Below are 1125 nucleotides of genomic sequence, written 5' to 3' on the forward strand. Positions count from 1 at the left end.
TTTTTTGTTCCATAGTTGTTGTGTTTTTCCAAGGCATAATAATTTGATTTTTGTCTCAAATTATAACTTGAAAAAGTGTAAACTATGTCCCTTTAACTTTGTAAACTATGTGCCTTTAACGTACCCAATGTGGTACAACGTTCTGTGTATGGTGCGTATCCCTAAGGGTATGCACTATACACCGTGTTAAGTGCTTTTTTTCATTCTTTTTAGTAAATCGGTACACGCTTCTGATTCACTACTGAATTCTTTCAAATCATTTTTGTTTCCTCTTTCTGAGTAATACACTTCCCATTTATTTTCTTGATTCAACCGAATACAATATGCTTCATTTGGAAATTCTTGATCAAATGAGACGATATCAAGAGGATAGCTGTCACTAATAATTCGTATTACGTCATCTCTATTCATAAATTTCACATATTGATTCATAATATCTCAAATCGCCTATACCAATTGCAGCCCACTTCTCACCTTTAAATTCTCCAATTACATCATACTGCTCATCAAGTTCGTATAAGGTAATTATGTTCTCCTGAAAAATTGGATTACTGCCACCTTCTGATATTTTTTCATTCATTTTATCTCTTTCATTCAGAAAATCAAGTAATTCTTTTCCATCTATTTCCCAAGTATTAATACCTAGAATTCTGACGCCAATAGGAGGGTATGAACTAACCTCTATAAAGGATAAAGTGTTGTCTTGTTCATATGAAAATTGAAGGCTATTTTCAAAAAAGCATTCTGTTTCTTCATTTCGTTTAACAGGAGAACCTGCATTGTATTTGTCAACCATAATAGATCGAACTTTATCTCTGGTCATACCAAAATCTATATGCTCAATTCCTTTTTTTGGTATCAGCTCAATTATTTTCATTTTTCAAATTGCACTTAACGGTTAGTATAAGAATAGTAAGGGATTAAAATGTACTTACTATTAAATTTGGCGGACTTTGTAATATATACCAACTTTGGGTTTGGCACTTAACCCTTATTATTTTTAGCAACAATGTAAAAGCCGTACCCTAAGTTATATAATAAAAACAATCTAATTTCTTTATTATGAAAACAAAGGATACTACCGACTCAAAGTTATTTATTGGCATCGACGTACACAAGCGAAGT

General features: G+C 31.8%; 2 protein-coding genes. Both read right to left on the minus strand.

Translation table 11 applies throughout. From position 1 onward, the window contains the following. Nucleotides 1-186: 186 nt before the first annotated feature. On the minus strand, nucleotides 187-411 hold the full coding sequence (locus tag ABD816_RS22145; RefSeq protein WP_344931095.1) for a hypothetical protein: 225 nt from the start codon (nucleotides 409-411) through the stop codon (nucleotides 187-189). Beyond that, the gene (locus ABD816_RS22150; RefSeq protein ID WP_344931096.1) at nucleotides 404-877 is read right to left on the minus strand and encodes a hypothetical protein; all 474 of its coding nucleotides are present in this window, start codon (nucleotides 875-877) and stop codon (nucleotides 404-406) included. Before ABD816_RS22150 ends, ABD816_RS22145 begins: the two co-directional genes overlap by 8 nt. Nucleotides 878-1125 lie beyond the last annotated feature (248 nt).

This window comes from Aquimarina addita, from assembly GCF_039539305.1.
GTDB lineage: Bacteria > Bacteroidota > Bacteroidia > Flavobacteriales > Flavobacteriaceae > Aquimarina > Aquimarina addita.

Excerpts from the sequence above, each read along its gene's own strand:
- ABD816_RS22145 (WP_344931095.1), bottom strand. The coding sequence starts at position 411 with ATGAATAGAGATGACGTAATACGAATTATTAGTGACAGCTATCCTCTT.
- ABD816_RS22150 (WP_344931096.1), bottom strand. The coding sequence starts at position 877 with ATGAAAATAATTGAGCTGATACCAAAAAAAGGAATTGAGCATATAGAT.